The 24913-nt window shown below is 39.9% G+C and carries 24 protein-coding genes; 18 read left to right on the forward strand and 6 right to left on the reverse strand.

Translation table 11 applies throughout. From position 1 onward, the window contains the following. Window positions 1–41: 41 nt before the first annotated feature. Both G564_RS0111935 and G564_RS0111940 read right to left on the reverse strand, forming a co-directional pair. Window positions 42–1316, reverse strand: coding sequence for a metal-dependent hydrolase family protein (locus G564_RS0111935; protein WP_029037872.1), 1275 nt, complete (start codon window positions 1314–1316; stop codon window positions 42–44). Between the two features lie 6 nt (window positions 1317–1322). Then, complete coding sequence (locus G564_RS0111940) at window positions 1323–2456, reverse strand: DegT/DnrJ/EryC1/StrS family aminotransferase (RefSeq protein ID WP_029037873.1); 1134 nt, start codon at window positions 2454–2456, stop codon at window positions 1323–1325. 84 nt (window positions 2457–2540) lie between these two features. On the opposite strand from G564_RS0111940, the gene G564_RS0111945 reads away from it, so the two are divergent. The 4 genes from G564_RS0111945 (at window position 2541) to G564_RS0111960 (ending at window position 5467) form a co-directional block, all read left to right on the forward strand. Beyond that, a complete protein-coding gene (locus tag G564_RS0111945; protein WP_029037874.1) occupies window positions 2541–3776 on the forward strand; it encodes a 3-deoxy-D-manno-octulosonic acid transferase in 1236 nt (411 codons plus the stop codon). 103 nt (window positions 3777–3879) lie between these two features. After that, window positions 3880–4098: a hypothetical protein gene (locus G564_RS0111950; RefSeq protein WP_029037875.1), complete on the forward strand. Its 219-nt coding sequence runs from the start codon at window positions 3880–3882 to the stop codon at window positions 4096–4098. 69 nt (window positions 4099–4167) lie between these two features. After that, the gene (locus G564_RS0111955; RefSeq protein ID WP_029037876.1) at window positions 4168–4392 is read left to right on the forward strand and encodes a hypothetical protein; all 225 of its coding nucleotides are present in this window, start codon (window positions 4168–4170) and stop codon (window positions 4390–4392) included. A gap of 214 nt (window positions 4393–4606) precedes the next feature. After that, entirely contained in the window at window positions 4607–5467 is an 861-nt protein-coding gene (locus G564_RS0111960; protein WP_169578129.1) for a glycerophosphodiester phosphodiesterase family protein, read from the forward strand. Here the strand turns inward: G564_RS0111960 and G564_RS0111965 are convergent. The 4 genes from G564_RS0111965 to G564_RS20725 form a co-directional block, all read right to left on the reverse strand. After that, window positions 5464–5838, reverse strand: a complete 375-nt coding sequence (locus tag G564_RS0111965) for a response regulator (protein ID WP_037373949.1) — start codon at window positions 5836–5838, stop codon at window positions 5464–5466. The genes G564_RS0111960 and G564_RS0111965 overlap by 4 nt on opposite strands. Then, the gene (locus G564_RS0111970) at window positions 5831–8476 is read right to left on the reverse strand and encodes a PAS domain-containing sensor histidine kinase (protein WP_029037879.1); all 2646 of its coding nucleotides are present in this window, start codon (window positions 8474–8476) and stop codon (window positions 5831–5833) included. Before G564_RS0111970 ends, G564_RS0111965 begins: the two co-directional genes overlap by 8 nt. A 416-nt stretch (window positions 8477–8892) precedes the next feature. Further along, complete coding sequence (locus tag G564_RS0111975; RefSeq protein WP_029037880.1) at window positions 8893–9225, reverse strand: hypothetical protein; 333 nt, start codon at window positions 9223–9225, stop codon at window positions 8893–8895. An 80-nt stretch (window positions 9226–9305) separates the two neighbouring features. Further along, on the reverse strand, window positions 9306–9779 hold the full coding sequence (locus tag G564_RS20725) for an N-6 DNA methylase (RefSeq protein ID WP_029037881.1): 474 nt from the start codon (window positions 9777–9779) through the stop codon (window positions 9306–9308). Window positions 9780–9959: 180 nt separating this feature from the next. On the opposite strand from G564_RS20725, the gene G564_RS0111985 reads away from it, so the two are divergent. The 14 genes from G564_RS0111985 (at window position 9960) to G564_RS0112050 (ending at window position 24410) form a co-directional block, all read left to right on the forward strand. After that, the gene (locus G564_RS0111985) at window positions 9960–10832 is read left to right on the forward strand and encodes a hypothetical protein (protein WP_029037882.1); all 873 of its coding nucleotides are present in this window, start codon (window positions 9960–9962) and stop codon (window positions 10830–10832) included. Window positions 10833–10949: 117 nt separating this feature from the next. Further along, window positions 10950–11462: a cupin domain-containing protein gene (locus G564_RS0111990; protein ID WP_029037883.1), complete on the forward strand. Its 513-nt coding sequence runs from the start codon at window positions 10950–10952 to the stop codon at window positions 11460–11462. A 445-nt stretch (window positions 11463–11907) separates the two neighbouring features. Beyond that, window positions 11908–12399 carry a hypothetical protein gene (locus G564_RS19200; RefSeq protein ID WP_156879225.1) on the forward strand — a complete coding sequence of 164 codons (492 nt, stop codon included), beginning with the start codon at window positions 11908–11910 and terminating at the stop codon, window positions 12397–12399. 142 nt (window positions 12400–12541) lie between these two features. Further along, window positions 12542–13558, forward strand: coding sequence for a S41 family peptidase (locus tag G564_RS19965; RefSeq protein WP_051205442.1), 1017 nt, complete (start codon window positions 12542–12544; stop codon window positions 13556–13558). Window positions 13559–13828: 270 nt separating this feature from the next. Next, on the forward strand, window positions 13829–14116 hold the full coding sequence (locus tag G564_RS0112005) for a hypothetical protein (protein WP_029037884.1): 288 nt from the start codon (window positions 13829–13831) through the stop codon (window positions 14114–14116). Between the two features lie 13 nt (window positions 14117–14129). Next, window positions 14130–14582, forward strand: a complete 453-nt coding sequence (locus G564_RS0112010) for a hypothetical protein (RefSeq protein ID WP_156879226.1) — start codon at window positions 14130–14132, stop codon at window positions 14580–14582. 145 nt (window positions 14583–14727) lie between these two features. Next, window positions 14728–18924 carry an AAA family ATPase gene (locus G564_RS0112015; protein ID WP_029037886.1) on the forward strand — a complete coding sequence of 1399 codons (4197 nt, stop codon included), beginning with the start codon at window positions 14728–14730 and terminating at the stop codon, window positions 18922–18924. A gap of 2 nt (window positions 18925–18926) precedes the next feature. After that, on the forward strand, window positions 18927–19583 hold the full coding sequence (locus tag G564_RS0112020; protein WP_029037887.1) for a response regulator: 657 nt from the start codon (window positions 18927–18929) through the stop codon (window positions 19581–19583). 263 nt (window positions 19584–19846) lie between these two features. Further along, window positions 19847–20731 carry an SDR family oxidoreductase gene (locus G564_RS0112025; RefSeq protein WP_029037888.1) on the forward strand — a complete coding sequence of 295 codons (885 nt, stop codon included), beginning with the start codon at window positions 19847–19849 and terminating at the stop codon, window positions 20729–20731. A gap of 110 nt (window positions 20732–20841) precedes the next feature. Then, window positions 20842–21597, forward strand: coding sequence for a hypothetical protein (locus G564_RS0112030; protein WP_029037889.1), 756 nt, complete (start codon window positions 20842–20844; stop codon window positions 21595–21597). Window positions 21598–21783: 186 nt separating this feature from the next. After that, a complete protein-coding gene (locus G564_RS19210) occupies window positions 21784–22542 on the forward strand; it encodes a DUF5602 domain-containing protein (protein WP_051205444.1) in 759 nt (252 codons plus the stop codon). 82 nt (window positions 22543–22624) lie between these two features. Beyond that, a complete protein-coding gene (locus G564_RS0112040; RefSeq protein WP_029037890.1) occupies window positions 22625–23209 on the forward strand; it encodes a hypothetical protein in 585 nt (194 codons plus the stop codon). A 10-nt stretch (window positions 23210–23219) separates the two neighbouring features. Beyond that, window positions 23220–23672, forward strand: a complete 453-nt coding sequence (locus G564_RS19215; RefSeq protein WP_037373952.1) for a cupin domain-containing protein — start codon at window positions 23220–23222, stop codon at window positions 23670–23672. A gap of 45 nt (window positions 23673–23717) precedes the next feature. After that, entirely contained in the window at window positions 23718–24410 is a 693-nt protein-coding gene (locus G564_RS0112050) for a hypothetical protein (protein ID WP_029037891.1), read from the forward strand. Window positions 24411–24913 lie beyond the last annotated feature (503 nt).

Consider the following 24913-nt stretch of genomic DNA (forward strand, 5'->3'; position numbering starts at 1 on the left):
TTCTATTTTTTCACTGATCACTGATCACCGGCCACTGAACACTAATTTTTATAAACCTTCCCCTCTTTCATTACAAATTCCACTTCTTCAAGGGTTTTTACGTTCTTAGTGGGATCTTCTTTTACAGCAATGATATCAGCGAAGAATCCGGGAGCTACCTGACCCAGTTCATTTTCCATTTTCAAAATCTTTGCCGGTTCTATTGTGGCTGACTGAATGGCTTCCATTGCAGGCATCCCTGCTTCTACCATATAACCAAATTCTTTTGCGTTCTTCCCGTGCACAAAAACTCCCGCATCGGTTCCAAAAGCTATTTTCACTCCTTTTTTATAAGCTCGGCCAAAAGTGCTCTGTAACTTAGGTCCTATATCCCTGGCCTTTGGCACTACCAGTTCGGGATAATAATTTTCTATCTCTGCCTTTTCACTCACTTCTTTTCCCGCGGTGATTGTGGGAACCAGATAAGTGCCATACTGTTTCATGAGATCCATGGTAGCATCGCTCATTAAAGTACCGTGCTCTATGGTAGTTACTCCACCTTTTACCGCACGCTGCATTCCTTCATCGCCATGGGCGTGAGCTGCAACGTGGAAATCATAATCTTTAGCAATATCTACAATCGCTCTGATCTCTTCAACAGTAAATTGTGGATTAGAGCTGCTCTTAGCAACACTTAAGACACCCCCGGTTGCGGTGATCTTGATCAGATCGGCTCCGTTCTTATAACGTTGTCTAACAGCTTTACGAGCGTCTTCTTCACTATTCACTACGCCCTGTGCGGGACCGGGATCACCTGCCAGCAAGCGGTTCATTCCATTCGAAGGATCTGCATGCCCTCCTGTGGTGGCTAAAGATTTACCCGAAGTAAAAATACGGGGACCATTGATCTTTCCTTTGTTGATCGCGTTGCGTAGTGCAATATTCACCCCTGTACCTCCCAAATCTCTTACGGTTGTAAATCCTGCGAGCAGCGTAACTTCTGCAAAACCTACTGAATTAAAGGCATCATCTGCCTCATTATTGGTAAAGCGCTCCAGGTATTTTGAAGGATTGGTTTCACTCTCCAGGTGCACATGCATATCGGTAAGGCCCGGAAGCACCCACATATCTTTCAGATCAATAAGACTGTCTGAAGCTCCTGGCTGAATAAAACCATCTTCGACACTTTTAATTTTATCTCCGGAGATTATGATTGTCTTGTTGCCCAGGACTTTGCCTGATTTTGTATCTACAAGATTTCCGCTGTGAATATAAATGTCTTGTGCAGCAGCCGTGAAAGTAAAAAGCAGGCAGAAAGCCCTGAGTAAAATTTTCATAGGATCTTATTTCTTTAAGAATTCTTTTATTGTGCTGGTAATATAATCAATTTGCTCATCATCGAGCTCCGTATGCATAGGCAACGATATTACTTCTTTCACCAGCTGATTGGTAACAGGAAAATCCTCTTCCCTATACCTGTCGTCCCTATAAGCCTTTTGACTGTGTAAGGGTATTGGGTAATAAATTCCGAAGGGTATTCCCTTTTCCCCCAAATGCTTTGCGAGAGCATCTCTTTTTCCATCGGCGATCTTAATCGTATACTGGTGGTATACATGAGTATCTTTTTCACCTGCAGTGAATGGAGTGGTGATTTGCTCAAAATTCTCAAAGGCTTTAGAATATTTATTTGCCGCTTCCTGCCTCGCTTGGTTGTATTTGTTAAGCTTCGGAAGTTTTGCCCTGAGCACAGCCGCCTGTATACTGTCCAGTCTTGAATTCACACCCACAACATCATGATGATAACGTTCATACATCCCGTGGTTCACAATTCCCCGGATAGTATGTGCGAGTTGATCATTATTAGTAAAGATTGCGCCACCATCCCCATAACATCCCAGGTTCTTGGATGGGAAAAAGGAGGTGGAAGCCACATCTCCAATAACTCCGGCTTTTTTTGTACTGCCATCTTTAAAATGATAGTTTGCCCCAATAGCCTGCGCATTGTCTTCAATTACGTAAAGATTATGCTCCTGTGCGATCTCCATGATAGCGTCCATATTGGCAGTCTGTCCAAAAAGATGTACCGGCACTATGGCTTTAGTCTTAGGAGTAATTGCTCTCTTTATAGCCTCTGGATCGAAGTTAAAGGTGTCCGGTTCCACATCTACCAATACCGGAGTGAGTTGTAGTAAAGCAATTACCTCAACTGTAGCCGCAAAGGTGAAGTCGGCCGTGATCACCTCATCACCGGGTTTAAGATCCAGTCCCATCATAGCAATTTGTAAAGCGTCTGTTCCATTAGCACAGGGAATCACATTTTTCACACCTAAATAATCCTCCAGCTCCTTTTGAAAGCTATGAACCTCCGGGCCGTTAATAAAGGCGGTAGTATCTATAACCTCCAGAACAGATGAATTTACCGTATCTTTTATTTTTTCGTATTGACCTTTAAGGTCTACCATTTGAATTTTCTTCATCGTATAAAGTTGTAGCTACGAAAATACGAAGAATGCCACTTTTGCCAATGCGATTTTCTTAATTTAGCACTCAAACTACAAGGCTTGAAGTTTCTATATAATTTCGCTATATCCTCTGCTGAAAAGCTTCTCCCGGTTGCAGCCAGGTTTAATCAAAAACTGAAGTCTTTTACTGAAGGCCGGAAAAATCTTTTTGAGAAGCTCGCTGCTGAAGTTTCTCCCACTGACAAAACAATCTGGATCCATGCTGCATCTCTTGGGGAATATGAACAGGCTGTACCTGTCCTCGTGGAAATGAGGAAAATTTTTCCACAGCATAAAATTATTGTCAGCTTTTTTTCACCCTCGGGATACGAGGTTAAAAAGAACTCCTCCCTGGCCGATGTGGTTACCTATCTTCCTTTAGACACAAAAACCAACGCACAAAAATTCCTTGACATTGTTCATCCGGAGCTTGTACTGTTCGTAAAATATGAATTCTGGCCTAATTTTTTGAAGGAACTGCAGCGGAGGAAAATCCGCAGTCTTTTGATCTCAGGAGCTTTCAGGGAAGACCAGGCATTTTTCAAGTTCTACGGAAAATGGTTGCGGAAATATCTTAAAAGTTTTGAGTTCTTTTTCCTTCAGAATAAAGAATCATTAAAACTCCTGGAAGGAATGGGCTTTATTAATGCCCGGGTAAGTGGAGACACCAGATATGACCGGGTTTATTCCCAGCTTTCACAGGATAACCGGCTGGATTTCATTGAGGAGTTCGTAGATGGCCGGTTATGTGTAGTAGCCGGTAGTACATGGCCTGAAGATGAAGAACTGCTCCTTGACCTGATTAACAATGACAAAACCGGCACAAAATTCATAATAGCACCTCATGCGCTTAAAGTCGAAAAACTGAAGCAATTACAGGAAAAACTTCATGTTCCATGGGTTCTTTATTCCAAAAAAGATAAGAAACAGCTGCAGGAGCAAAAAGTTTTTATCATTGACACCATAGGTTTACTAACCCGCATATACAGCTATGCAGATATAGCTTACGTAGGTGGTGCTGCGGGAGAAACCGGCCTCCATAATGTGTTGGAGCCGGCAGCTTTTGGTGTTCCGATTGTTATAGGCAAGAACTTTTCCAAATTTCCGGAAGCCGGTGAAATTCAAAGCCTTGGCGGCCTTTTTTCAGTGAAAAACAGCAGCGAAGCACAGGAAGTTTTCGATAAGCTCATATCTGACAAACAATTTAGAAACAGCAGGGGTTCTGTAGTAGCTGAATTTGTAGAAAATAACCGGGGTGCAACAAAGAGGATCGCAAAATATATTTCTGATAAATAATAAAAACTCCCATGTCTTCGTCTCCTGCTGCACTTTATCCAAAGACTTCTTTGGATATATAAAAAATAGTTTAAATTTGTTTTAACTAATTAAACATACTAACATGAAAAAATTATTTTTAGGACTACTTGTTGCCGCATTTACTCTATCTATCTACTCTTGTAGAGAAACTACTGAAGAGAATGTAGAAACTGACATAGAGCGTACAGAAGAAGACATTGAATCTGGTCTTGAAGAAACCGGAAATGAAATCGAACAAGCCGGTGAAGAAGCTGAACAGGAAATAGAAGAAGAAGTTAACGAAACTGACGACGTACAGTAGTTTCTAACTTCAAAGAAGTCTAAAGCCATAAGTTCACTTATGGCTTTTTTTAATCAAAAATTTTATACCATGAAAAAATTCTTTTTAAGTTTGATGCTAAGCCTGTTTGCGCTAAGCATTTATTCCTGCCGGGAGACCACCCAGGAAAAAACAGAAGATGCCCTTGAAGCCATTGGAGAAGATGTAGAAGATGGTACCCGCCGTGCAGCCGATAAGCTGGAGGAAGGAGCAGAGAATATCGAAAAAGAAGTGCATGAAGAAATGCATGAGACCGATGACCACATGGAACATTAGTCAGCCCAAATTAAATTGGCTAAGACCTTTTATCATTGTTGTCCGGAAATAGAATTTAGCTCGCTCCGCTAAAAAATATCATTAAAGCAGGCCGCTCGAAATGAGCGGCTTTTTTTATTTTCACATTTCCGGTAATTTCCTATCTTATAATAAAGAGATTACGATGATAAAAAATGTGATCTATTTGTTTCTCCTAATTCTCCTTAATTCCTGTATGGGTATAAAGCATCAAAGTTCTGCACAAAATTTGGAGGTAATAGGCCATAGAGGTCACGTCTCCACTTATCCTGAAAATACTGTTGAAGGTTTTATTAGTCTTTTAGACACAGGCGCAGAAGCATTGGAACTGGACCTCGTAATTTCGGCAGATAAGGAGGTGGTTGTTTCACATGAGCCATACATGGCAGCTGCTTATATGTCAAAACCCGACGGAAGTCGCATTAAGAAATCTGAAGAGAAGACATATCAATTATATGGAATGACCTATGATAGCATCCGTAGATTTGACAGCGGATCACGATTTAATTTAAAATTCCCCTTTCAAAAAAGAATACCAACTTATAAACCCCTTTTAAGAGAAGTATTTTCCAAAATAGAAGCTCATAGTAATCAACACGAACATCCAGGTTTAAAATATTATCTGGAATTAAAGTCGCAGCCCTCAGAGTACGGCATTACACAACCTCCCCCGGGAGAATTTGCACAGCTTGTAATGGAGGTAGTGCAGAAAAATAACATGGAACAACGAGTCATATTGCAATCCTTTGATGCGCAATTGCTTAACGAAGTACATAAAAAATATCCCCAGGTAACAACCTCCTTCCTACTTTATAAGAAATCTATAGAGGAAGGACTTTCTGAACTGGATTTTCAACCCGATATTATTAGTCCGTACTTTAAGCAAATAAAGAACAGGGAAAGAGTATTACAACTACAGAAACAGGGCTTTAAGGTGCTGCCCTGGACAGTTAACCGAAAACTACATATTAAAAGAATGATGAATTATGGAGTGGATGGAATTATTTCCGATTATCCCGAGAAAGTGCTGAAACTAAAGAAAAGAAGGAGCAACTAGGAATTCCGTTTCTCCAGTATTTCCCTGATTTTGACGGTAAGATCTTCCATTTCAAAAGGCTTGGCAATAAAATCGTCAGCTCCGGCTTCCTTACATATTTTACCCGCATCATGTAAGGCAGACATCATAAGTACAGGAGTATTTGCCGTTTCCGGATTACTGCGAAGATCTCTGCATACATCTGTTCCATTGACCCCGGAAATTAACATATCCAGCATCACAAGATCTATTTGTTTTTCAAGAATGAGTTTTTCAGTCTCTTCGGGTTTTGGTGTAATGCTAACTTCATAACCATAATATTCCAATAAAGTCTTTAGCATCTCTCCTATTCCGGAGTCGTCATCTACAACAAGAATTCTTTTTTTATCCATTATTATGAACTTTATCCTGACCTTCAGAAAGAATAAAACTAAAATCTGATCCTTTCCCTTTTTCGCTTTTTACTTCAATCACACCTCCGTGTCTTTCAATGATCTCATTTGCCACGTATAATCCTATCCCAAAACCGGAGTAGGTGTCCTCATTTTCCCCTTCTATCCTGTAGAACCTTTTAAAAATGGATTTTTGATCCTTCTCCTCTATTCCTATTCCTTTGTCTCTAACGCTTACAGCTACCTTGTCATTTCCCACTTTTAAAATGTGTATCTCAATATATTGACTTTCGGGAGAATATTTGATCGCATTGGTTATAAAATTGATCAAAACCTGTCCTATCCTGTCCTTATCGGCAAAAACTTCACACCTGCAGGAATGGAAAATCTCCATTTGATGCCGGGTATTTGTCAACTGAATGTCCTGAACAGTCTGAACGACCAGATCATTAATATTGAATACTTCTTTCTGAAGTTCGAGCTTTTGCTCCTCCAGCCTGGAAAGATCGAGCATTTCGGATATTAAACGGGTAAGCCTCACAATTTGATTATCAATCCGTTCCAGGGAGGGCTTTATTGGGAGGGCTGAAGCCGGCCTGTGTTCCTCCTGTCTCAGCATATTTAAGAGCAACTGTACATATCCTTTGATGGAGGTCACCGGAGTCTTCAATTCGTGGCTAACCATCTTAAGAAAATCCCCCTTTCTCTTCTCCTCCTCCTTGAGCTTCTGTATTTGTGTATTGGTGCCTATCCACATAAGGATCTCTCCTGCTTCCCCTTTAACCGCTTCTGCCCTGCTTAAATGCCACAGGTAATTTCCTTCTTTATTCCTGATCCTGAGTTCCATTTCAAAACCGGATCCGTCCCGCAGAGATGATTGCCATTTCTCATTGAATTCTTTTTGTTCATCTGGATGAACAAATTTCTTCCAGTCTACATTCTTCAGTTTTTCACTCGTAAGGCCTGTATAATCAAGCCAGTTTTGATTAAAATATATTGCTTCTCCTTTTGCACTGGTATTGATAACTTTTTCGGGCATAAGATCGGCCATTAGCCTGAAATGCTGCTCCCTTTCCTTTAGCAGGTTACGAGATTCTACCATTTCGGTGACATTTAATGCCATGTTAAGGATCCCATAGATCTTTCCGGCACCATCCCGAAGTGGTTTGTATGTAAAATTATAAAAACCGGTCTCCATTTTCCCATTGCGCATAAGATCTACCCGGTCTTCTTTTCCCCAATAAATCTCTCCGGTTGTAAAAACATTTTGAAGAAGTTCGTGAAAAGGTTGTCCTTCCAATTCCGGTAAGGCTTCCCTTAGCGTTTTCCCGATTACTTTTCTGTCCTTTCCCCAAAGATTCAGCATGGCGTCATTCGCAAGATCTATACGCATTTCTTTTCCGGTATAAACCGCAGTTGGTACAGTGGCCTCTTCAACAATACTCCTGGTCCTGTGTTCCTTTTCCCGGATCAACTGTTCTTTCAATTTGTCTTCATGAACGTCAATCACACTTCCGGTCAATCCCTGGAATTCACCTTTCGGGCTATATTTGGGTCTCCCCCGGTCTGTTACCCAGCGATAGCTTCCATCATTGGTTCGAAGCCGGTAAGAAACCTGAAATTCCTGTTGTTCCCGGTGGGAAAGTAAAAACTCTTTTTCCACCCGATCATAATCTTCCGGATGAACTGCTTTTAACCGCCCCCTCCCTATTGATTCAGCCCATGTTTGTCCGGTATATTTATACCAATTTTTGTTGAGATAAGATCCCTCTCCATCCGGATTAGTAAGCCAGACAATCACGGGCACCGAATCAATCAAATTCCGCAATTCCTTTTCACTGTCTTCAAGAGCCCGGCGGTTCTGTACCTTTTCTGTAACATCTATAGCATGTACAAAAATACCTTCAACATCTCCCGAAAAATTCTTTATAGGCTGATAGATAAAGTCTACCAGTGAACTCTTTAACTTCCCCTCCTTTTCCAACTTTAAAGGAACCTCTTTTCCTATATAGGTTTCTCCCGAATTATAAACAGCATTCAGTTTCTCAATGAAACCCTGGTTTTCTACTTCGGGTAAAGCCTCTTTTACACTTTTCCCAATGATATCGCGGTTCCCAACCAGTTGTAAATATTTTTCATTGGCCAATTCAAAGACATGTTCAGGTCCTTTAATCGTACAAATCATGGCGGGAGCTTCAGAAAGAACTTCATTAAGGAGCTTCCTGTAATTTATGACCTCATTAGCAGCTTTGGTCTTCTGAAAGCTAAGGAGGTAAAAAACCTTGTCCTCACCGGGAAAAGTCAGGGAACTGGCACCTATAGAAACATTTGTTTTAATTCCTTTTCCCGAAGGTAATTCGACGTTTAGTTGTTGAACCTTATCTTCACCTTTTTCCAGGTTTAAAAGAAGTTGCCGCAATACATCAAGCTCCCAAAGGCCATTGAGGAAATCAAAGATTGTCTTATCCTGAAGATCTTCAGGCCTAAAGAAAAATTCTGAAAAGAAACTTTCACTACCTGCCAGGATCTGTGAATACTGACTTAACACCAAAACGGGTTCCCGCATAGCAGCTACGACGGAAGAGGCAAATTTTTTATATGCAGGACTTACTGTAAAAGGTTCCCGGGAGTCTGTCATTCGAAATTTAAAATCAGGCAGAAAAAAGCTAAAATACCTTTTTGAGCTCTCTTTTTTCTAAAAGAAAACCTAAAATGAAAGAGGGGAAACACTTCAGTTATTTGAAAGTTCAGGAAGTATAACGTAAAACGATATAAACTGCCAATAGTACACTAAAGATAAGTACGAGAGGTCGCCAGATTCTGGAGTATTGATTAAGCATGACAAGGAATTCTTTGGGATAAAAGTAATGAAGGAGTGACCAAAATCATATAAGGGAAATCCCCCGGTTTGTTGAGTGAATTAAAAACTACAATTCCAACTATTTACTATATTACTTCAACAAGGATTTTAGGAGGGGGCATTAATTTTATGCCTGCGGATCTTACAATTATTGACAAAACCTAAGACTAATTTTAAAGCAGCAGAAAGTATGTTTATCTGTAAGATCCTATTTTTACTTCTTTCTCTATTATATGCTCCTCCTTTTCTATGAATAAAGAATCATTTCTTTTTGCCAATAAATTTGAATGAAACTCAAAAGGCTTTATAAGGCAATAAATACCGAGAACATAAAAAAGATTGTCAACATACCTCAATTCGGGAACTTCTAAAAAGTATATTGAAAACACCACCAAATCTGAAATAGTTAATCCTAAAACAGAAATAAAATAATATGAAGAGATGTTACTTTCCAGATTGGTACTATAGAACAAAGCCGCAATCCCTAATGTGATAATAACAAATCCATTAATATAAAATAATGTCATTAGCAGTCGATCTTCAATAATTTCAGAAAACCAAAAACTTAATGGGAGAAGAATTATAGAATTGATAATATAGAATAAAACTAAAGCCAGAATTTCCCCAATTGATATTGCAGGGTTTTTTTATTCTGTAAGTGCTTAAAAGTTAAAAAGATTAAATAAAGACAAATTCCACTATGGACAGTATAATAGAAAAATTTCGAGGGTATATATTCCCATTCAAGAAAAATTGGGTTTCGCTTTGGGTAATTTGCTGCTCGAGGCGTTACCTTTCTCCAATTAGGCTTCGACTTTGGCGACAATGGCTTTTTGTTCCAGTACCAAATTTCCTTAGTGCGTTTACCTTTTTCAAAAAACAGCAAATTGGTGCTTACCGTAGCTGGAAAAAAGGTGCTTTGAGACAGGCGCACGATAGTATGCAAATTTGCAACTGAGAGTAGCTTTTCCCGTATCCTGGCTTTTACGCCATCGCCGGTTATGAAACCGTCGGGTAGAACTATGGCGCAACGGCCTAAGGTAGAAATCACCATATCAGTCGGGTTATCTGCTAATTTCACTCTTCTTACCTCCCTTTTTTCATTCCTACAGAAAAACCTCTTATCTACCTGTTAGAGTGTAGGTAAACAAATAAAAATATACCCTGAACAAGGCAGCTTAAATACATGTAAGAGGGGATTTCACAAATTCCGTTTATCCCACAACTTTGTATATCAGATAACAACGTAAACTGAAATAACATGAAACCAATTTATCTCCTTTTTAGCTGCATTATTTTAGGCGGCACTCTCGCCTTTAGACCCAAAGATGTTTTCAATGATCTAAACATCACCCATCAAGAGGTAAAAACCCAGATCTTGAATGGAATTAAACAGGAAACCTACAGATTTCCTGTCAACAAACTGGCAAAAACGCTTTCTCCCGAAGCAAGGGCGGCTGCCGTAACAGCCCTGGCAGTATTTGCAAGGGAGTATGTCAGTTCAAAAGATTTCCTCTACGATTACATGGGAACCGGCGAAGCCACTTATGAGGATATTTCAGGAGCTGAGGAGAATCTGGCTGTCCAGTTTGCTTCTGCGGAAGCTTCATCATTTCAAATGCAAATCGATTTTTCGAGGCAGGGCATTGAATATATGAAAAAGGCCTTCGACAATCCTTATTTGGGAGCAGCCGAAAAAGCTGAAATGAAAAAACAAATAGCCGAAGCTGAAAAGGAGCTGAACGTATTTGAGCAGGAACATAAAGAACAACAGCTGGAAATTGAGAAGGAAGCAAAAGAAAACAACAGGAAAAGTTATGCGCAGGCACAACAGGACCTGGAAGATCAAAAAGCACAGCAGGAATTGTTGGAGAGATTACAGAAAGAAGAGGAAGAAAAAGTTGCAACAGAAATCAGGAGCCAGCTTAAAAACCGGCTTGAAAAGTTCCTGATCGACACAGAAGGCATGGATTTTAACGCAAAACTTGTTCCGGGAAGAAACGGAGTGTACAAATTTACCGATCCGCAACTGGAGGCAAAAGACAAGCAGTGGAAACTATATTTCCGCGCAGGGGAAGCCCCTGTTATGGCAGCCCGATCCTTTGCCAAAGACTGGTTGAAAGACTTGCAATAAGGAAAACCAAAACCTCTCCTGCTTCTTTTAAGAATAAGATTTAAACCGAATGGGTAGAAACAAATAACATGGGACAGGAAACCTGTAAAAAAAAACAATAATTAAAAACCATTAAAAATGAAACGAGAAGAAATTTTAGAAACATTGGCTCCCAGAGTAGAAATTACAACGGCTACGGCTATTAAAACTAATGAAGTTAATGCGAAATTCCTCAATGATGGGGAAGGTAAAAAACTTAATGTCTTGGGCGACCAGATGATCATAAAGCTTACGGGAAAAGACACTAACAATCAATTTACACTTGTTCAGGATCAGATTGAGCCCGGTGTTGGCATCCCTCTCCATGTGCATGATAATGAAAATGAAATTTTTCGAGTTCTGGAAGGAGAACTGGAAATAGGAGTAGGTGATCAAAAAAGAATATTAAAAGCAGGAGATCTTGGCTTTGCCCCCAGGGGCATCCCACACTACTGGAGAGCCGTTGGGGACAAAAAAGTCTTAATGGATACCAGTGTTTTTCCGGCCGGTTTAGAAAACATGTTCTCTGAGCTCGGAAATCTTCCTTCTGGACCACCAGATTTCGCAAAAATTGTAGATATCTGCGGAAAGTACGGAGTAAGGTTCCTTTAACTGACAGAAAGCTTAATCTGTACTCCATAATAGTTCCGCCGTTAGTCACTAACGCGCAAAAAGTTATGCAGATTTTGAATTATATGCCACATCTCAATTTTTGGAACAGCCGGGATGTGGCATCTTTTAACTGTTTTTGCTATAAGAGGCACTTCATTCTTACCTGTCAAACATTCAGTAATGTTATTAAAACCCAGTTAATATAATTTTCTATACCATGGAACATCTATCCTTTTTCAACCATTTAATTATAGTACTGTCTTCAGTATTTGTTATTTATATGCTTTTCAAAGCGGCCGGAAAGCCAAAAAATTTTCTAATACTAGTCCTGGTGTGGGCGGGTATTATCAGTTTTTTCGGCTTTACCGGTTTCTATAGGGAGGTAAATGTTGCTATACCTCGTTTTTTGTTTCTTGTGGGTCCTGGAATAGCATTTAGCCTTCTAATGCTTTTAACTAAAAGAGGAAGAAGATTGATAGATTCTGTAGAGCTCACCGACCTTACCCTTTTACATACTGTGCGATTTCCTGTAGAAATAGTTCTTTTTCAACTTTATGCCGCGGGCATGGTGCCGCAGATCATGACCTTTAATGGTTATAATTTTGATGTAATTACAGGACTAACTGCTCCTGTAATTTTTTATTTAGTCTTCAAGGCGGAACTAATAGGAAATAGAGGGCTGCTTGCATGGAATTTCTTAGGACTGGCCTTACTTTTAACCATTATGTTCATAGCAGTTGCGTCTTCACAAACTCCTTTTCAGCTATATGGATTTGAACAACCTAATATTGGAGTTACTTATTTCCCTTTCGTCCTGTTGCCCGGGATAATAGTCCCCGCTGCTCTTTTTGCCCATTTGGTCAGCATAAGAAGACTTGTTATTAATGTACTTAAACATTCGGCCAATTTTCAGCCTAAATACACTCCCGAAATCTAAAAAACAGGTTAAATCTCGATTGAACAGCGATTGACTAAACATTATCTAAATGGTCATTACGATAGTCTCATTTCTGAAGAAGATTTCGCTTTTAGTGTTACTTAAGATCTGAGGGAAAATAACACAGGATCTTCACCTGGGTTTGACTTATTATCCCGTTGAAAATTCTGAAAATGGTGTTGAAAGTGACGAGAAAGAGAAGGAAGAATATTTGAAGATGGTTTTAGGCTCATCCGGCTTTGGCTTTAGAAAAAAAGAAATCCTTCCAGGAAATATTGGTTACCTGGAAATTCCTCTTTTCGGACCATTGGACCGAGTAGCGGACACACTCGTAGATGCCATGCACAAGATAGCCGACACAGATGCTTTAATATTAGATCTTCGGGAATGCAGAGGAAGTATGGATCAAAACACAGTCCCTTTCCTTCTAGGCTATTTCTTCCAGGATCCGGTGCATCTAATGGATTTTCATATTCGAGAAACAAACTTCATAAGACAATTTTGGAGTGCCGCCTGGGTTCCCGGTAAAAAGTATCTGAACAAGCCGGTTTACGTGCTTACCAGCGGCCGAACTTTTTCGGGAGGGGAAGCTCTGGCCTTCCTGATGCAAAAGGAGCAACGGGCAACAATCATAGGCAATATTACCCGCGGAGGATCCCACCCATTCCAACTGATGAGGCTGAACAATAAATTTGGTGTTAACGTTCCCTATTCAACCTCCGTAGATCCCGTTGATGGTAGTTCCTGGGAAGGAGTGGGAGTAAATCCGGATATATTCGTAGACACTAAATTGGCTTTACACGAAGCTCACCTGCTTGCCCTCCATGATCTCCTGAAAAAAAATTCAGGAGTTGAACGTAAGAGATTGGCAAGTATTTTCGAAAAACAGCAGGCCGATAAACCTATTTTTAAACATTTAACTTTTAAACTAAAGGCTTTTCCTGATGCCAAAATGGTAATAGTTACCGGCAGTTTTAATTCCTGGGAGCGGGAGAGTCTTTTTATGGAACGTAAGGGTGATGAATGGATTTTATCAACAGAAGTTTCTCCCGGCAGACATACCTATAATTTTATTGTAGATGGCAAATGGATACTGGACCCTGCAAATCCTGAAATTGAGAAAGGAGAGTTTGAGAATTCGGTTGTATGGGTGAAATAAAAGATATGTGCTATTAATCTTTCTTTGGTACAGAAAAACAGAAAAATCATGTGCATTCTCCCGCTCTGTTAATTGGTCTACCCTGAAGATAAAAGAAAGGTTTGAATATTTTATGTTTCCGAATTCTCTGTAATTCCCACTGCTCACCGATTTGAAATACCCTATAGACGGTAGACAAAATCCCTCTTAAAGGGTATTTCATATACTTTATTTCGGTCACACCTTTGTATCATAAGAATTACTCTTTTCTAAGAACTAAAGATAGAACACATGGAAACGATAGACAGGTTATTTGGAAATTACGGTAGTGAGCACCTGGCAAGGGTATTCAAAAGCTATTGGAGCCTATTGCTGCTTATGAAACAGGTGACGTTTTCTTTATTCCTGATCGGATTACCCATTCAGGATCAACTGCCTGTCGAAAACACAGAAATTATTAAAGAAGTCACAGTTAGGGACCGGGAAGAAAATCTGAACAATCCCAATTTTTTCCGGCTCATAGTAAGCCTGGCCCAGGTTAGTCCCAATGAACAGTTCGAAAAAACCTCTGTAAACTAAAACCTCTACTCAATTGCCTACTTTAAACCCACATCATCTCCAGGAAGTGATCCTGGCTGAAAACGCAAATTACATGTTATCATCTAATGCTGCGGGAACAATTCTTTATCAGGAACACTTTAAACCACACCTGCTAAAGCGAACCGAACTTAAAGAGATATTACATGCAATGTCCAACGGAAATTTTAAAGCTTACCTCATAAAGATCAACAATGGAAATATTTTACCTCCCGAAGACATGTCCTGGGTCGAGCGATTTAATCTCATGCGACTCTATAAAGCCGGAATATCAAAAGTGGCTTATGTTTCGCCACAAAACATTTTTAACAGCCTGGAAATGGAAAAGGAACTGGCCCCTGGAAAGATCTTCCACATCAGGATTTTCCGAAAAACTCCAGATGCAGTAAAATGGCTGGAAAGTTATCTCCAGGAAGGGGATACTTCTGAATATTCAAAAGGCCTTTAGTTTATGCGACCTTCAGATGTATGCTAAGCAGTGAGACAAATTTGATTTATTTCATAAAATTTTGGTAAGTATAATTTCATTTATGAATTTAAATTACATTTATTCTCCCCTATTACAGAAACGTCGAAAGATTAACAGCTAACCTATGTCTGGTCTTACAATCGTCTCCAAACCAGCCAACAGGCTTTTAGGTCGAAACAGAGAATTAAAAAAAATCTCTGAAATTCCTTGGGACTCACAAAAGACTTCTCTACTCCTCGTGGAGGGGCCGGCGGGGATTGGAAAGACCAGCCTTATCAAACATGTGCTGGAAGAAAATCTGCAAAAAAACCACTTTAAGCTCTATGGTAAGTTTCAGAATAACCGGGGAAACACCCCTTATTCGGCATTTCGCCAGGCATTTACTTTATGGAGTCAACAGATCCTCCTGTTAACCGATAAAGAATTTGATGAACTTCGGGAAAATGCTACCTCTGCCCTGCAAACTCATATTAGGGTAATCACCTCTGTATTTCCCGATCTGGAAGTGTTTTTTAACAGGAAACATCTTGCTCAGTACCCCAACAAGGTAGATTCACATCAAATTAAAGCCAGGTTCTACTACTTCCTGAAGAAATTCTTTAAAAGTATTACCGCACTCAGATACGAAGTAGTCCTTTTTCTTGACGACCTGCAGTGGGCAGATAAAGCTTCCCTGGACCTACTTGAAGAATTGACCAGGAACCATATTCGAGGATTGAGACTTGTAGCTGCCTACCGTCCGCAGGAGGATCCTACTTCTGCCCTTTCCCAACAATTGGGAAATATATTTACTGACAGCAAGGTGAAACTAATACGGCTCGAACCTTTTCCCCGTTCTGTTGTTGCCCGTATGATCCCACCGGAATGGAATTTCTCTAAAGAGAATCAAACTTCTTTCTCGAACTACCTTTGGATGGAAACAGAAGGAAACCCTTTTAAAATACAAGAGATCATCAAGGCGGTCGAAAGCCGGGACCTATTGAGCTTAGGGCCCGGAAATCCTCTTTTTTGGGAACGTTTGCCCAGGCTTGGAGGAGAAAAGGATTCTGTAGTTTTTATTAGAGAGCAAATAAGAGCTTTACCATTTCACCAGCAGAAACTCATTGCAGCTGCTTCCTGTCTGGGTTTCTATTTTACTCCGGAAGCGCTCCAAAATATTTATGACCCGTTTGACGAAGAATCCCGTAAATCTTTGGGTCTACTTAGCACCCGGGGGCTTCTCATAAAGAAGGGGGCAACTTACGTATTTGCTCATGACCACGTCTTCTCTGCTGCCAATTCCTTACTTTCCAATTCAGAAAAATGCGACCTGCACTTGAAAGCTGCAGTCTATATGCTCAAAGGCTGTGGAGATTACCAGAATGCAGATTTATTTAAAGCCGTGAATCATCTTAACCGGTCCAAAGAACTGGCCGGTTCAGGAAAGATCTATTCCCAGGAAATTGTTCTTCTTAACATACAGGCTGCCCGCCTTGCGATCAACAACTCGGCTTTTGAAACTGCATTAGGCTATATTCAAAATGCCGATAAATTTTTCAGGGAGAGTGAAAAACCAATTAGGATCAAGGATCCGGCCCTACAAAGGATCTTTGAAGGAAAGAAACTCGGGATTGAAAGTATTGGGTATCTCATCTTTCATGGATATGCTGAAACCAATTTCCTCCTGCAAAAATTTGAGGTTGCCCTGTCTTATGCTCAAAAAGTACTTGACCTCAATGGCACCCGACATCAAAGGGTGAAAGCTATGTTGATCAAGATTAGGATCTGTTCTGCATTGATGTATCAAAAGAACACTTCTCACCTCCTGGAACACGGGCTTAGCAGCTTTGAGCAGATACTGGGAGAATTCGGCATTCACTTTCCATTCCCGGTTGAAAAAATGGAGAAAGAAAACATCAAGAACTGTCGCCTGCTACAGGAAAAAGCTGCTGCTTACACCGAAAAAACAGATTTTACCCGGCTACTCAATCCAGATAAGGAATACCAGGACCTGCTAAAGCTCATAACCACTTCCCTCACCTTTCTTTACTACCTCGATGTGAGGAAACATCTTTATCTAACGATTAAAGGTCTGCTTCTAATCGTTGAAAAAGGACATACCCCGATGAGTCCGGTGCTCTTTTCGGCTAGTTTTGTCATCTCTTCCCTGAGCCGGGAGAACAGGGATCTTGCTTATTTCCTGGGAAGACTTTCTCTTAAGATGATCGAAAACGATCCTTTTAAAAGATATTCCCATATCATTTACTATGTAGGTACTCTTAATTTTTTTGCCTGGAATAATCACTACAGGATCTGCAGTAAAAAACTTAAAGAATCTGTTGTAAAAGCCTATGAAGCCGGAGACCCTCATTATGCTGCCTTTTGCTCTACCAACATTCGTCTGCTGGACTGTTATAGAGGCAGGAACCTTCTGAAACATATAGAGGCCACAAAGAGGTTGGAAAAGAACTACCACATTTTTTTTATCAGCAGCAGCGATGAGGATCTTACTAATTATCTCTTCGGAACTAAACGGGGTTTGGAGAAGGGAAAATTCCGGTTCTCAAAAGATCTTTTAAGGCAGTCGGAACAAAATCTGAATAGCCGGTACCATTTAAATCTTGCTTTACAAAAGCTCAATTATATTGCCGGTTATAATGAGGCTGCATTAAAAGCAGGAAAGGTTTGTGAGAGTCTGGGGCACATCTATAAAGGATTCCAGATCGAGCTGGAACATTTTTTCTTTTATTCATTAAGCCTGTTACAGGAAGCATATTCAAACCCCGGATCTTTTCCGGAAGTTCTATCCAGTGTTCAGCCTAAACTTGAGGAATTCCAACGGCTCACAGCCTTTGGTTCGGGTAATTATCTCCACAAGGTTTATTTGCTGCAGGCAGAAATTGCAAAGTGCAGAGGGGATTTTGAAGAAGCCACCCTGCTGTATGACCGGGCCATTGAGCAGGCCCAAAAGATGAAATTCACTCATCACGCCGCTATTGCTGCAGAACTGGCTTTTAGGTATTATCAAAGCAAAAACAGAACCGGACTGGCAAAACATTATTTTGAAATATGCCTAAAGAACTACAAACGCTGGGGAGCAATGGCGAAAGTAGATCAACTCCAGTCAATGTATGGATATCTTATTCCAAAGAAGAAGCGATCACAGGAGAAAATTGAGCTCAGCGGGCACTATGAAACCATTAAAAAGATACTCCGTCGTAATATTCCTTCAGGGAATATAATTTTAGAAGAGCTGGGGCAATATGTTTTAAACCTGTTGATTAAAGATCTAAAAGCAAAGAAAGGCGGGATTTTAATACTTAAAGACAATAACTGGCAGGTTCTTGCCTCCAAATCTCTGAAGGTACAGGTTCATGATGCATTAAAGGATCTTAGGGAGAAACTTCCCGTCAGTGTACTGAATTACAGCATCAAAAAAGGCGAAAAATTGATTCTTCAGGAATTACTGCGGGAATCTCTTTTCGCCGAAGATGAATATCTCAGAGAACAGCAACCCGGGAATATTACCATAATCCCTGTAAAACAAAGTGCAGAAACCATAGCAATATTTTATCTTGAAGACTGCAGGATTGATTCGGAAGCTGAAAAAGACCTCTTTCCTGTCAAGTTAGAACTCGCCTGCACCACTTTTGCAAATGCCGTCTATCATGAAAATACTAACCTCCTGAACAAACAGCTTAAACTGCAGGAAAGGAATCGAATAGAAGCGGTAATTGAATCTCAGGAAAAAGAAAGGCAACGTATCGCAGAGGAATTGCACGATAGTTTAGGTCAAATCCTCGCACTCACCAGGATCAATCTTTCCCGGCTTCAGCCAACAGATACGGCTCCTGACAACGGACTGCTGCTAAAAAATATTTCAGATCTTATTGATGAGAGCTGTGAAGAAGTGAGAAGTATTTCACATAATCTCATGCCTCCCGATCTGGATAACCGCAGTATTGCCGATATTCTACAAAAACTCATTGCAAAAAACAGGGTAGTCAATGGAATTGAATATACATTTTATGCAGAGAGCCTGGAAAGTGAACCTTCCGCAGCATGTAAGTTTACACTATATCGTGTACTTCAGGAGATCATTCAAAACATTATTAAACACGCTTCTGCGACCAAAGTCAACGTTAGTCTCAGTGAGACAGGGGACTTGCTGCATCTCCTGGTAGAGGATAATGGTAAAGGCTTTGACACAAGTGTAACAGGATTCGGCCTTGGATTAAAAAATATTTATTCCCGTATTAAAATTCTTAACGGATATCTGGATATTGATTCTTCAATTAATAGTGGGACAGTTTTCAACTTAACTATTCCCCTAAAAATTTAGGTATGGAAAAAATAAAAATAATACTGGCAGACGATCACCAAATGTTCCTGGATGGATTATCTTCTTTATTGTCACAACTAAAAGAAGTGCAGGTATTGGCAGCGGTGAAAAGCGGAAGCGAAGTTCTGGAGAAATTAAAAGAACTCTCTCCAGATCTTGTCATTGTAGATCTTAATATGCCTGTGCTCAATGGCATCGAAACTACAAAAGCCATAAAGTCGAAATATCCGGAAATCAAAATTCTGGGGCTAACTATGGAAAATGACCTGGATTCTGTCACTGCAATGCTGGAAGCGGGAGCCTCGGGATATATTTTAAAGAATACCGGGAAAGCAGAACTTGAAATGGCGATTATGCAGGTAATGAAAGGAGATCCTTACCTGAGCCAGTCTATAAGCACCCAACTGGCACAAAACCTTCTTCAGAATTTTCAGCAAAGAAAAGAGCAGGAGAATGAACTGGACGTTCTTACTGAAAGAGAGCTTGAAATTCTCAAATTGATCGCTCATGAAAACTCAAATACCGACATAGCGGATGTTCTTTTTATAAGTCCCAAAACAGTGGAAACACATCGTAAAAATCTTATGCGTAAAATTGGGGTGAAAAATTCTCTGGGTGTCTATAAATTTGCTTTAAAGCATAAACTTGTGGAGGAATAAACTGAATTCGTGGGTTTTCTGCATTTCCTGAAACTCTTTTTCACAAGATTTCCTTTTCCTGATTAATAGTGCCGGTACCTTATGTATGGTACATCTAAATCCTGAAAATACCAGATTTGGTGTATATAAAATCCTATAGATAAGGTATTTCAGGATACTCATTTCTTACCCAATTTTGTCCCGTAGCATTTCTGAAATATCAAATGAAATAATTTGGATACAGGAGCTACTTCATCAATCAATCAAATTTAATTTTTTAAAAAATGAAAACACTAGTAATTGGAGGTACAGGTACCGTTGGAAAAGAAGTTGTAATGGAACTTCTAAAAGAAGGAAAAGCACTTAGAGTATTAACTACTTCAAAAGAAAAGGCAAAATCTCAACCTGCAGGAGTAGAGGCCGTTGTGGGTAATACCGGAGACCCTGAGAGTCTTCAAAAAGCATTTTTAGACATTGACAGGCTTTTTATGGTCAATGCCCACACCCAAACCGAAGTCGAACAGGCTATGAATGCCGTTGCCGCAGCAAAAAATGCCGGGGTAAAAAAAATCGTTTACCAGAGTATTCATCGTGCACATGAATTTCAAACCATTCCACATGTAAAATCGAAGGTTTTGCTCGAAAATGCGATCAAAGATTCAGGTGTTAATTACACTTTTGTCTGTCCCAACAATTTTTACCAGAATGATTTCATGTTTCATGAAGCTATAACGAAATATGGTGTTTATCCACAACCAATAGGGAACATTGGCCTAAGTCGTAACGATGTAAGGGACATCGCAGAAGTAGCTGTCAAAGCTTTATTTACTTCAGATCTTGATGGCCTTTCTATTCCTATCGTAGGACCCGATGCGTTGACAGGGAACGATATTGCGAATATACTTACCGGAGTGCTGGATTACAGAGTTCAATATGCCGGTAATGATCTTGTAAGCTGGGCTGCACAGACCAAACAGTTTGTACCGGAATGGATGGTAGAGGACTGGAGGATCATGTATGGCGAATTTCAGAAAAGAGGCTTGATCGCTACAGATGCAGAAGTAGCGCTGCTGACTGATGTATTGGGCAGGCCTCCCAGAAATTATGTGGATTTCCTCAAAGAAAATAAATCACTATTCCAGGGAGTACCTACTGTGGCTGAAAGCTGAATCTTTTTATCTCCGCGTAAAAAGATACCGGTAATTTCCTGAACATGGGAGAACTTGCCCATGTAGAGGTAAACTAATTTCTATTTAATTCTAATAATTCTTTTATTAATATGAAAAAACAGAAAAAATTTTTAATTAGAAGCATCTTCGCCAGCTCAATACTTTTTGCTTTAACAAGCTGCCATCACGAAGGCATCTTCTTCAGAGCAAATAAAGATTCCGAACCTCAATTAAACAGTCCGGATGTGCAGTCGGCAATTGAATTTGACGCAACAGGCCAACCTGAACGCATAAGCCTTATCTTTTCTGAATCGACACTGGCAGACCTCCCACAAAACGTGCATCACCTGCAAATACCTGTGAATGATCCTTCGGGGAAATTCCCTTTTAACCATCTCAGTTTAAAATGGAATCCAACTAAAGACGATGTTGAGGGAATATTTACCACACCCCATTTTGAAACCGGATTTCACCTCATTTCTGCCGAAAAAAGAAGTAGTATAAAAGTTGCTGATCCGTTGGCTGAGCTTCTGCCTAACCGCGAATTACTCCCCCAGGATTTTATTCCCTCTAAAGGTTCTTATTCAGGTACTGGCAAACGATGGCTCAATCCCACTGCATCAGAATTACATGAGCCAAATGAAACATATACTCTTTTGGTTGATTCTTATGCAGGTGAGATCATTTCCTTTGTTCCTTCCTTTACACTAAAATACCTTGAGGAGGCAGAGAACCAAATCTTTACTATTCCTTTTCCAAAAGGAGCACAAAAGGAGGGTGCATTTTATCCAACCCAGTACAGCCTTTCCTTTGATGCTGCAGAGAAGAAATACATAATAAGTCTGTTGGAATTTCAGAGAAGTTAATATCAGTACCAGATTCACGGTAGAAAAGAATAAAAATAAATACCTGAACACTGGTAATTAAAAACCTGTCAATCAGGTATTTAAAACTTTAAATACTCGGCACAACTTTGTCTCTGGAAGTTTTGCAAAACCAAACCGAATTTTCAAGTAAACAAAAATTAATTTATCAATCAAAATTTTTAAACCATGAAAACGCTTAATTCAACTTTTCTGAAACTCTACTTTCTAAGCTTTATTTGTTTAACGGCAGTTAGCTGTCAGGACGATAATCCACTGCCACCAATGACTTTTCATGGGCCGGTAACCCAATTGGGTGATGGGGCCATTAGATCCTTTGTAAAGATAGATGAGGACGGGGCTCCGGAGGAAATAGGACTCACCTTTCCGGAATCCGCTTTAAATAACCTTCCTCATACAATGACTTTTTTTGAGATACAGCTTCCACAACAAGCTTATAAAACTCCTTTTGATCATATTGGATTTGACTGGAATCCTCATGGACATGAGCCTGAAGGAGTTTACAATGTTCCACATTTTGATATGCATTTTTACATGATCCCTTCGGCTGAACGCATTCAGATTGGAGTGGAAGATCCATTATCTGAAAAGCTTCCTCTCCCGGGGTATATGCCTGCCAGTTATATTCCCTTACCTGGATCTGTTCCTCAAATGGGAAAACATTGGGTAGATCCTTCTACTCCGGAACTCAATGGTGGGGAATTCACGCAGGTAATGATGATGGGGTCCTACAACGAAGAGGTAACATTCTATGAACCTATGATTACTCTTGAATATTTAAAAGAAAAGAAAAGCGATAATATTCTCCTTGAATTACCACAGCAGTATCATCAGGAAGGGAAATATTATCCTACGGCTTATAAGATCTCCTTTGATCAAAGGAAAAAGGAATATACCGTTAGTTTAACAGGTTTGACCCTAAGATAAAATTGACAATGTAGGTGTGGCTTTTCGAAGCCACACCTAATTATCGGCATCTAAACCAGATTTAAAAAATACATTTTACATTATGAAAAATCTTTTACTCGCACTTGGATTTTTAAGTCTTACATCCTGTATTCAGGAAAGTAAATCTTACACTCCTGAGGAACAACCTGTAAACCTGTCTCTGGAGGAATCAATTAGAAGAGGAGAATACCTCGTAACTATAATGGACTGCCATGCCTGTCATTCTCCAAAAATAATGACTCCGCAAGGTCCCGTACCGGATCCAAACCGTCTGTTGAGCGGATTTGATGCCTCACAGCCTCTGGAGGAATTGAGCAAAGAAGAAAAAATTACTTCTAAAAAGTGGGTGCTTTTCCATCCACAAATGACCTCAGCCATAGGTCCCTGGGGAACCACCTTCGCCGCCAATATCTCTTCTGATGATACGGGCATTGGAACCTGGTCCTATGAACAGTTTAAAAAAGCACTTACAGAGGGAAGGTATAAAGGTCTGGTAAATACGAGGCCTCTGCTACCGCCTATGCCTTGGCAAACCTATCAGGATCTCGAAGATAAAGATGTGCGTGCCATCTATGATTATTTGAAAACCACTACCCCTATAGAAAATATAGTACCGGCACCACAACTTGCAATGCAGCCACAGTAATAACAGCATTATGCATTTCATAGAGTCAGAAAATTTTAATGCAGGCAGGATCTTTGGTCCCGAACATGGTGCAGGAGTAATCTTTAGAGACAGGGAACGGCACAAAGAAGGATTTTTTGTTGGCCTGCACATTCATGAAGGAGACGAATCATTTGAAGTCCTGGAGGGTAAAATCCGTTTTACAGTTAACGGACAGCAAAAAGTATGTGGCCCTGGATCAATCATATTTATACCCGCCGGGATAGAACATGGATTTCTTGTTATAGAGAATGCATGTCTGGATGTTATTTCCCAGCAGAAAATGGGCCTTACTGTTAAGATTCTGGCTCCTGACGGTTCTGTGACTTTTGAGGAAGTATATTTGAAGGATTTCCCTTCCTGTAGATTTCCGCCTCCTGGCAAAGATTTTGATTCTCGGGAACGGGTTCGGCATCTCTATCAATCCACCAGGCATCTCCTTTAGTTCTGTAGCCTGAGCAAACTTCCTCTCTTATTTAAAACTTTTCAAATGAGAATAGAGCAGTTATCCCTTAAGACCTCGGACATAAAAGGTGCAGGGAAATTCTATGGAGATCTTCTAAATCTACCTGTTATCAACGGTACCCGAAGTAAGATCTCCTTTCAGGTTGGATCGAGTATCCTCAGTTTTTCCAAAGCTTCACATAAATGTTTTTATCACTTCGCCTTTAACATTGCACCCCATCTTTTTGACGATTCCTTTAAATGGATAAGGAATAGAGCCCGGATATTACCTTTTTCGGCCAGCTCTCCTATCGCCGATTATCCCGGATGGCATGCTAAAGCATTTTATTTTTATGATCATGAAGAGAATATAGCCGAATGCATCGCGCGTTTTGATCTTCCTAATCCTCCCCCTGCAGTCCCTAAAATTATCCCTTCATTTATTTCAATAAGTGAAATTGGAATTGTGGTAAAGGAAGTAGAACTGGTACTTCATCAAATCAACCAGGTATATGAAATACCCTTATTTAAAAAAGGACCGCAACTGCCCGATTTCACTCCAATGGGAGATGATGAAGGTTTGCTCCTCATAACACAAAATTCCAGGGGATGGTGGCCCACCCAGCGACCTGCAGAGCAACATGATGCAGAAGTATGGTTTACCCAGAATAAAAAGGTCAGAAATCTAAAAGTGGAATCTGGTAAAATTCTGATACCAAAAAATAATACTTTTATTTAGTCCCTCTTAGTTCCTGTCCCTATGTTCTATTTTTAATTAGCTAAAATAGTGGCCTTTAATCTCATATTAACCCAAACTATAAGAAAGACCCTTTTTAAATTTTACGGAGAAACCACGGAGAAAATTAAGTTTTATTAAACAAAAAAACTGATAATCAATAGATTAACAGGGTTTAAAGTACTCGGAGCGGGTCCCGATAGCTACCTTAGGTTTGTATTGATACTTTTTTAATTAAAAGTAGTATAATTGAAAACCTGTCAGCGATCCAGCGATAGCCTTAGAAACGCACTATCCCGATATTTGGAACTGACAGGTTTTAATGAACCAAGACCTGTATAAGATATCAGCCCTGACCTGTTAAGGTTTTTAGGTAAAGGTTCTTCTTTTTTAACTCAATCTAAACTATGAAATTTAAATCATTTATCGGAGTCGATGTTAGCAAATTATCCCTGGATATTTGTTCTATCACAGAAGACGGCGAAATTAAAAATTTTAAAATTGAC

The sequence above is a fragment of the Salinimicrobium xinjiangense DSM 19287 genome (assembly GCF_000423585.1).
Lineage (GTDB): Bacteria > Bacteroidota > Bacteroidia > Flavobacteriales > Flavobacteriaceae > Salinimicrobium > Salinimicrobium xinjiangense.